Annotated in this window: 6 protein-coding genes; 1 reads left to right on the top strand and 5 read right to left on the bottom strand. The window is 40.3% G+C overall.

Annotated elements, in window-relative coordinates; translation table 11 throughout:
- On the top strand, positions 1-864 hold an 864-nt coding region (locus ADIARSV_RS13790; RefSeq protein ID WP_040300125.1), incomplete at its 5' end, for a TolC family protein.
- Positions 865-866: 2 nt separating this feature from the next.
- On the opposite strand, the gene ADIARSV_RS13785 is transcribed toward ADIARSV_RS13790, so the two are convergent.
- The 5 genes from ADIARSV_RS13785 to ADIARSV_RS20695 form a co-directional block, all read right to left on the bottom strand.
- The gene (locus ADIARSV_RS13785; protein WP_016196182.1) at positions 867-1,058 is read right to left on the bottom strand and encodes a hypothetical protein; all 192 of its coding nucleotides are present in this window, start codon (positions 1,056-1,058) and stop codon (positions 867-869) included.
- A 373-nt stretch (positions 1,059-1,431) separates the two neighbouring features.
- Positions 1,432-3,300, bottom strand: coding sequence for an alkaline phosphatase (locus ADIARSV_RS13780; RefSeq protein ID WP_040300121.1), 1,869 nt, complete (start codon positions 3,298-3,300; stop codon positions 1,432-1,434).
- Positions 3,294-4,817 carry a RagB/SusD family nutrient uptake outer membrane protein gene (locus ADIARSV_RS13775; protein WP_016196179.1) on the bottom strand — a complete coding sequence of 508 codons (1,524 nt, stop codon included), beginning with the start codon at positions 4,815-4,817 and terminating at the stop codon, positions 3,294-3,296. Before ADIARSV_RS13775 ends, ADIARSV_RS13780 begins: the two co-directional genes overlap by 7 nt.
- Before the next feature lie 12 nt (positions 4,818-4,829).
- Entirely contained in the window at positions 4,830-8,177 is a 3,348-nt protein-coding gene (locus ADIARSV_RS13770; RefSeq protein WP_152439893.1) for a SusC/RagA family TonB-linked outer membrane protein, read from the bottom strand.
- A gap of 100 nt (positions 8,178-8,277) precedes the next feature.
- Positions 8,278-9,222: a FecR family protein gene (locus ADIARSV_RS20695; protein ID WP_016196177.1), complete on the bottom strand. Its 945-nt coding sequence runs from the start codon at positions 9,220-9,222 to the stop codon at positions 8,278-8,280.
- Between the last annotated feature and the right edge of the window lie 75 nt (positions 9,223-9,297).

Here is a 9,297-nt window from a genome sequence, read left to right as displayed (position 1 = left end):
TACAGACTAATTATGCTGGACACACAAATTGAAATCGCACAAAAAAACCTGGCTTTGAACGATAGTACGCTAAACATAATAAAACTACAGTTTGATGCGGGACAAGTCACTTCGTTAGCTGTACAACAAGCTGAAGCACAGCAGTTGCTAGCAGCCGGCATAGTTACACAATTACAGCAAAACATCACGCTGGAAGAGAATGCGCTTAGCGTTCTTACAGGATCTTTTCCTAAACAGATTTTACGAAAAGGAAAATTGAATGATATGATTCTTCCTGATGAGATCAATACGGGAGTTCCGGCCGAAATGCTTAGCCTTCGGCCGGATGTAAGGATCGCTGAACTGGAACTGGTTAAGGCAAACGCAAAGACCGGTATTGCGAAGGCGAATATGTACCCGTCCTTGGTTATCACAGCTTCCGGTGGTCTCAATACGTTTACAGCGAGCAACTGGTTTACCATCCCTGCATCCTTATTTGGAGTAGTTGGAACAGGGATTACACAACCCCTTTTGCAGCGTAAACAACTCAGAACACAGTATCAGGTTGCTTTGGTTGACCGGGATAAAACTGTTCTTGAATTCAGGTCAACTGTTTTACAGGCCGTTGCCGAAGTTTCTGATGAACTTGTTAAAATTGAGAAGTTGAAAGAACGGTATGCTTTTGCTGAGCAAAGGGTTAAGGTTGTTCAAAGTGGACTGAAGAATGCAAACCTATTGTTCAGCAGTGGAATGGCTAATTATCTCGAGGTCATTACAGCGCAAAGTAATGCGCTGCAAAGTGAGCTGGATCTTGCTGAAGTCAAAAATGCACAACTGAATGCAGGAGTTGCGCTTTATAGAGCTTTAGGTGGAGGATGGAACTAAATCTAAAGTGATTTATCCGGCATGATTGGTAATTTATAAACGGCCCTGCATACATTATCCGCTGCCAAAAATACTTTCATCTTTAATTTGCCAATCATCCGTTCTAAAGGGTACCGCTGGAAAGCCGGAACTATTCCGCCAGGTCCAATCCTATTCACCAAGTCTTTATCAAAGTCCCTGGTATATCCTCCCAACAGGTGTTAGGGATTTTTAAAGACGAATACTTAAGGTAAACTTCCCGATCCGATAGCAGCCCCCTATCCCAAGTTTCCAGTTCAATCTCCAGGTTAATTCTCCATTTTGATGATTATTCAATTTGTAATGCGCTCAATGAATGTAAAGAGATATACTATACATAAGTAAATGAATGCACATACCATCTAGTAAGAATCCGGTAAAAGTCCCACTTAAACGAGCTAGAGTCGGACTCATACCGGAATCTTATTGCATTCTTATTGGAATCATTTACATTCATATTAGCTTGATCCTACATGGAAAGCCATGAATTTCCATTACCCAGGATCGTTTTTAAAGGAAAGATTGAATTGCTAAAAGTTGAATATACAATTATCTCCTTTTACCACTTAAATGATAAGCTTTTATAATTTTATAAAAAATCTCGTTATTCTGATAAATGCCTTTAAAATCTTCAGACCCGGGACCATAGGCAAAAACTGGAACCATAATATTCGTATGATCATTTGTGCTAAATTCTCCTCTGATCATGCCCTGTTCTGGTGCAGTATCAAGCAATGTTAATCCTCCCGTTTCATGATCTGCAGTAATTATGACAAGGGTTTCTCCATCCTGATCTGCAAAACGCAACGCCGCTTCAACCGTCTTATCAAAATCATGTAATTCTGTAACCACATACTGAAGATCATTTGCATGTCCTCCATAGTCGATCTGAGCACCTTCTGCCATAATAAAGAAACCTTTCTTATTATTTGAAAGCAATTTTATACTATGCAAAAGGGATTGTTTGAGCATATCCCCTCTTCCCTTGTAAACTGGGCGGGTGTCGGCATCGGGCAGCAATACAAGTTGTTTCCCTGCGATCTGTTTGTTGAAATCTGGCAGACTTTGGCTTACTAAAAAACCGTTAGCTTTTAAACCAGCAAGCAGTTTATCATTTTTATTATTGAAAAAGCTTTTCTGATTGGAACCTACAATAATTTCAGCCTTGCTCTTCAAAAGGTCATTAGCAATCTCCTCACTCATTGACCGTTCCAACTCATGGGCGTAAAAAGCTGCAGGGGTTGCATCTGTAATATCACCAACACTGATTATTCCGCTTTTTATTCCAAAATCGAAGAGAGTATCAACCAGATTAGTACGGCTTTTGTCATCCGTTCCCATCCCAATATAACGATTGTTGGTTTTGAAACCTGTTGCAATTGCAGTCCCTCCCGCAGCTGAGTCTGTATTCCCTGCATCGCTGGCTACCGTATTTGAAAAGCCCAAATTGCGAAACATGGCCATGTTCAGCTCACCATGATTGGCCATAAGTCCCGCATGAATTTGCGCTAACCCCATTCCATCGCCTATCAAAAGGATCACGTTTTTAGTCCTTTTAGGAGAACCATCTGACTTGTAGCTTGGAGTATAAACAGGATAAGCCACAGGGTTGGTGTATGTTAATTTGTCTTTATTCGTCAAAAACTGATGCAGCTTATCAGGTTGATCGGTATTAATCCAGTCTACTCCTAGTTTTTCCAGCACAATCCAGGTGTTGGGACTGTCCTGGGTTGCCCAAAACCGGAATGGTTTCCCTAACTGATGAACCTTGTTGATCACAGCTTTCAGTTTGGTCACATCTGCTTTTACCGGATTACCTTTCCCATTCCATTGGGTATATTTTTTAAGTTCATCACTGATCATGGCAACCCTTTTAAGTTGCCCGGTGGTATAAGTATTGTATGGCCTTCCATCAAATGAAAGAATTTCTGGATAATTTTTAAAGTCGATTGGTTTAGGTACATCTCCGCTTATCACAATCCTAATTGCATCCGGATGCTGTTCCCAGTCAAACATATTCTGAAATTCTTTAATTTCTTTTAATAGCTGCGGCAGTACATGGGCATAATCCTGCTTGATATCGATGACGAGCTGCAGTTTTAAACCTTCATTCTGATAGGGATGATTTTTATTCAACTGATAAAACTTTTGCAGGGGCTCTAAATACAGCTTGCTAAGTGTCCTATCTTTCTGAATTTCTGTACTATCATGAGCTACATAAAGTTCCCCTTCCCTTAGGAATACGTCTGCTTCAATGGAACCCATTTCGGCGTAATAAGCGGTTAAAAGCGGAATCTTTTGTTTATAGTCATTATGACTATGCCCATTGTTTACAGTTAGCGCCACTTGCGCAGAAGCACTGTGTAGCCCCAACCCAAGGGTTAGGACTATACAGTTTATCCAATTCAATTTTACCATCCTTCGTTTTGTTTGATTATACCCGCACTATTATCAATTTCTTTCTGAGGTACTGCCCATACGTCGTGTACCTGGGGATTGAATGTTCTTGACGGCCAGATTACATTGCCTCCTGAATCGTGAAGAGGTTTAGCGTATGTTGCCTGGGCATCTCCCCATCTTACTAAATCGCGGTGGCGGTCTGCCCATTCACCTGCCAGTTCATTACGGCGTTCACGTTTCAAATCATCGATTGTCATTCTTGTTTTTGCTATAAGACCAGCCCTGATCCTAATCTTGTTTAATTCAGTATCACCCGCGCCGGCACCACTGATATTTATTGCCGCTTCTGCTTTAATGAGTAATACCTCAGCATAACGCATTAAAGGTACATTTAGATCTGTTGTTCCATTATCTCCGTTGGGATTTACATGCAATGGAATCGGATTGGCATATGAAAAAGGATCCATGTATTTTTTAAACTGGTAATCGGAGGTTGCGCCCGCATCTTTTGTAAAACTGCGTTCAGCACCAAAGAACATAAATTTATCACCAGTCTTTAAAATTGTAGCCTCCCTGCGCTGATCACCTGCCTCATAAGAGTCGTATAGTTCTTTCGTTGGCAGATAATAACCCCAACCGTTATAAATCCCCCAGGCTTTGTTGGTGAGCATAACACCCGGCAATTTACTTCCCCATCCTGTGCCGCCACCACTTGGTGTGCACACTACAGACCAGATATACTCTTTAGACCAGTTATTGGATGCTTTGAATACATCTGCAAAACTGGTATTGACGAGATCATGCTGACCAGATGAGATCACCATATCAGCATATTTTACTGCATTTGTATAATCTTTTTTATACAGATAGACCTTCGAAAGGTATGCCCATGCGGCAGTTTTATGTGCCTTTCCATAATCTGCAGCTTTCATTTCGCTGAAGAGAGGAAGGTCATCGGCCGCTTTTAAAAACAAGGAGATAATATAATCATAGTTCTCATCTACATTTGTTGCCCTGGGTACAGCAACTGCTGCATCCGACTCGGGCGTAATGATTGGTACACCAGCCTTCTCATTTCCGTAGTTTGCTGCCAGCTGAAAGTAAACCAGTCCGGCATTGAAGTAAGCATCGCCTATGATCTGTTTTTTTAGTGCCTCATCCATATTGATTAAAGGCACATTTACGATGATGTCGTTTGCTCTTTTAATAATTGCATAACGCATGCTCCACTGCGATTCTGTATAACCGCCTCCAATGTATGTACGGTTAAAATTTTTGATATTATCAGCCTCCGGCTTATTACGGCCCGTAACCATATCATCACTGGCGTTAATAAACCAGAACATACCACGGCCGTAATAATCTTCTTCATTGTACATTGCGTACATGCCCCCCTCAGCTTTGAGTGCATCTTCTTTAGTTTTCCAAAAATTTTGCGCCGAAGGAGAACCTTCAGGCAATATATCAAGCTGTTTGGTGCAGGCGCTAAGCATTGTAATCACGACAAATGCCAGGTATTTTATATTTGTTTTCATTTTATGATCAGATTATAGATTTATATTAAGACCCAGGGTAAAGCTTCTTGCCTGTGGATAACGACCTACATCAAGTCCGTTGTTGTCCATTCCAATCTCCGGATCGAAACCAGAATAATCAGTAATAGTAAATAGGTTATTCGTAGTGGTATAAATCCGAACAGCACCTGTCCTTAATTTTGAAGTTAGCGATTTAGGCAAGGTATAGCCCAAAGTCACGTTTCTGATGCGCAGATAAGATCCGTCTTCGATGTAAAAATCAGAAGCATTGAAGTTCCCATTATTATCAGATGTAGAGATAATAGGAACTTTACCTCCCGGATTTTCAGGTGACCATGCATCAAGAATACCAACAAGCTTATTATAGGAGGGACCGCTTGCACTGTAAGTAGTACGTTTTACAGCGTTGAACAATTTGTTACCCTGAACACCCTGTGCAAAAATATTGAAGTCGAAATTTTTGTAACTGGCATTAAAACTCAATCCATAAGAAAAATCAGGATAGGCACTGCCGGCAAAATAGCGGTCCTTCCCATCTATTGCGCCGCTATCATCAAAATCTGCGAACTTAAAGTCTCCTGCTTTGGCATTAGGCTGTATCTTTTGTCCTTGAGAGTTTTTGTAGTTATCGGCCTCTGCCTGTGTCTGAAAAATCCCCTCTGTTTTCAATACGTAGTAGCTGTAAAGTGGCTGACCAACAGTTATAGACAAGGGTGCCAGCTCGTTTCTGAAGTTTGTACTCACTGCAATGTTCTCAAGACCAGGTGCCAGGGCCGCAACTTTATTATTCAGCTTAGTCAACGTGGCATTGACCGAATAGGTAAATGCTGTTGATTTATTACTATTATAGGTAAGGCCAAGCTCAATCCCTTTGTCTTTTACAACACCAGCATTTATGGTTTGTGTATTCAGACCAGCGGTTCCAGGAAGAGATTTGGTCAGGATCATTTTATCAGTTTCTTTAATAAAGTAATCAGCAACCAGACTTAAGCGGTCTAAAACAGTCACATCAAGTCCTACATTAGTTTGTTTAGATTCTGCCCATGTTAAATCTTTATTAGCCAGAACAGTCTGCACATAACCAGTCTGCAAAGTTGGTGTTTGACCAAAATAACTCTGAGTAGTGTTTAGCAATGGATTGACCGCTGAGGAAGAAAGACTACCCAGATTACCCAAAATGCCATAACTGCCCCTTAATTTCAATTCGTTTAACCATGTTGTATTTTCAAGAAAACTTTCCTTACTAATCATCCAGCCGGCTGAAACAGAACCGTAGTTTCTAAACCTGTTTTCTGCCGTAAGCAAGGAAGATCCATCACGGCGACCAATTAGCGACAAAAGATATTTTTCCTTGTAGTTGTAATTTGCTCTTAAAAACAGGGAAGATAGGGCTGTTGCTTCATAATTACTCGAGGATGGCTGTATGACTGTAGCATTTACAAGATATCTGTATTGTGGAGATTCATCATCAAAGCCAGCACCCGATGTATACAAGCCATTGCTTTTGGTTTTCTGAAAAGTATAACCACCAGTGAAATCAAACTGATGTTCAGCAAATGCAGTTTTATAATTTAAAACTTGTTCAGCAAGGAAATCATTTGACTGATTAGAGCTTTCCTGCAAGCTGTTGCTCAATACTGGTTTTCCAACTTCAGGTCTTTTAGGTGTGAAGCTCTTATACTGTGATGATGATTTAGTAATACTCAAGTTTGATCTGAAAGATAAGCCCTTCGCTAATTTTAAAGATGCATATGGATTAACAACCAGTACATTGGATGGGCTGTTGATATCCATGCGCAGAAGTTCTGCAACGGGATTGATAATGTCCCCATAATCGCCTGCGTATTCTCGGCCTGGCAAGCCTGCATAACTTCCGTCGGCATTAAAGGGCGTACCATTTGTAGGATAATATAGTGCAGAAAGTAGTGCACCTGTATAATCACTACTGGTATTTGCACCATTTCCATTAGTACTGCTATAGGATACGTTTTCTCCCACCTTCAGCCAAGGACTAATTTCATGTTCAGAATTAATTCTAAAGTTATAGCGTTGAGTCTTCGTATTAAGTACTATACCTTCGGCATTGCGGTAATTAAAGCTTAAGTAGAAATTAGATTTTTCACTACCTCCGTTAATGGCGGCATTATAATCCTGCAGCTGTCCATCCCTAAAAACCTCATCCATCCAGTTGGTGCGGGTAATCTGTCCGTCGGGGAACTTCGTTGCATCAAATGCAGGGAGTATCGTTGTACCTCCATTTTTTGCTGCTGTTGCCGCTACAGTTGCCCGTTGTTCAGCATTCAAAGGTTCCAGTTTTTTCCAGGCACTCTGTTGGCCAAGTTTTGCATCGAAGCTAACCTGCATCTTCCCTTTCTGTCCTTTTTTAGTCGTAATGAGAACAACCCCTCCAGATGCCCTTGCTCCATAAATAGCGGCAGATGCATCTTTAAGCACAGAAATGGACTCAATGTCATTTGGGTTAAGTTGCGGATTTCCTAAAAAGATGGAGCCATCTATCACATACAGTACACTTTCACCATTTATCCCTCCAAGCCCCCTGATGTTGATTCGGGGAGATGAGGTCGGATCGCCACCTTCATTAGTGACAATTACACCAGGCGATTTTCCAGCCAGTACTTCACCGACACTATTGAGCGAACGGGATGATAGTTTGTCTAAAGAAACAATACTGATTGCACCGGTAAGGGTTTCCTTTTTCTGTGTACCATAACCTACAACAACTACATCGGCCAGGATAGAAGCTTCTTCAGTTAATGTTATATTAATAGTTTGATTATCCCCAACCGATACTTCTTTTGTTCGGTATCCAATCATCGAAAAAGAAAGCACAGCATCGGCACCTACCTCTATCCTGAAGCCACCATATGAATCTGTTACCGTGCCAATTTTAGTACCCAGTACTTTAACAGATACTCCAGGAAGGGTCAATCCGGTTGAATCCGTAACAGCGCCTGTGATGATTTTGTCAGGTTTGATAAATGCGGTTTGATTAAGGATGACATAATCACCTTTCTCTAAAGCACTCAGACCGAGTTTATCTAACAAGGACCGTACTGGCTCTCTTTTAAAATCGCCATTTAAAATAGTGTTTTTCTTCTGGAGCAAATCAGGGTTATATACAAAACTAAGGCCCGTACTAGCCTCTATTTCTTTGATTATTTCAGCCATGTTACTGCCTTTGCTGATTTTAATACTCACTTTACTGTTAGCAAGCCGCTGAGCCATACTAGCAGAGGCAAGCACAGAGCTGCAGATGATGCAGATAATCGAAAATGTTATACATGAATATTTCATGATCTGATAAAGAGTTAGTGTCCTCTTGGGTGAGGTTGTTTTCATTTTACTGATTTTATTGTGATAAATATTAAGGTTTAGCCCTTTGATAATACGGCTACTGGTCTGACCAGTGCCGTTATAAATCTTTACTATTCAATGTTTGTCATTTGTAAATTTTAAATGATTTAAGGTTTTTGACTGTACTGAATCTCAGGTGATGAAGGCTACATATGATGTCTATGATTTCTTCAGGTTGCTGCCTGCTTAAAAAAACAGCGGTTAACTTAAGGTTAGGATTTACACCTTCAGCCATTGAAATTTTTATATCATACACGTATTCAAGCTTTTGAATTACCTGCTTTAAATTAGCGGCATTGAATTCAAGCTCAATATACTTTTCATGCCTGGTTAAACTTGATGTTGCAATTCCCGTTTTTTTATTATAATTCAAGGTCTGGCCCTTGGTTAAAATACCTAGTAAATGATTCGATCGGCTAACAGCTACCTTACCTGTAGCGACTGTTATCTCAACATTGGGTTTGCTATTAATAGTTTTAACGCCAAAAGAAGTCCCCAAAACTTTAATATCCAAATTACATGAAGTACGCACAATGAAAGGCTGCTTTTCTTTGTGGACGACGGTAAAAAACGCATTTCCGCTGATCAGTTCTACAGAACGGTTACCAGGGTTGAACGTTTGGGGATAGATCAGTTTTGCAGAAGGTCCCAGGAGAATTTCAGATCCGTCGGTTAGGGTAATTTTCTTATGCTCTTTAACTGTGGTTGTAACAGAAATAAAGTCAGGGCTTCGGCTTGCAGGATCTTTTAATTTCCAAAAACCTAAAATAACGGCAACTCCGATCAGCAAAACTGCTGCTACTCTGTAGAGCATTACAGGATAAATCTTTTTGATTTTTGATTTTGACTCCATCGCCTGTTTAACTGCAAGGAATATTTTTTCACTAACTTCCTTTTTATGTTCAGAAGATAGTTTGTTGCGCACTTTATCTAAAGCCAAATACCATTCTTCTATCTGGTCAGTTTCGTATTGATCAGTATCTCCATCAAGATATTTCTGGAGCAGCAACTTTACCTTTTCTTCTGTCATTTGTATAGATGTCAGTTCAAAACGCAAAATGGTACTATCTGAAAATGTTATGTAAATATTAAATTTATATTAACA

This window comes from Arcticibacter svalbardensis MN12-7, from assembly GCF_000403135.1.
In the GTDB taxonomy this organism is placed as follows: domain Bacteria; phylum Bacteroidota; class Bacteroidia; order Sphingobacteriales; family Sphingobacteriaceae; genus Arcticibacter; species Arcticibacter svalbardensis.
The sequence above is the reverse complement of the archived record's forward strand: the minus strand, read 5'-3'. Positions and strand labels throughout refer to the sequence as shown.

What these genes read in the sequence shown, in the direction of transcription:
- ADIARSV_RS13775 (WP_016196179.1), bottom strand. Translation starts at nt 4,817, where the DNA reads ATGAAAACAAATATAAAATACCTGGCATTTGTCGTGATTACAATGCTT.
- ADIARSV_RS20695 (WP_016196177.1), bottom strand. Translation starts at nt 9,222, where the DNA reads ATGACAGAAGAAAAGGTAAAGTTGCTGCTCCAGAAATATCTTGATGGA.
- ADIARSV_RS13780 (WP_040300121.1), bottom strand. Translation starts at nt 3,300, where the DNA reads ATGGTAAAATTGAATTGGATAAACTGTATAGTCCTAACCCTTGGGTTG.
- ADIARSV_RS13770 (WP_152439893.1), bottom strand. Translation starts at nt 8,177, where the DNA reads ATGAAAACAACCTCACCCAAGAGGACACTAACTCTTTATCAGATCATG.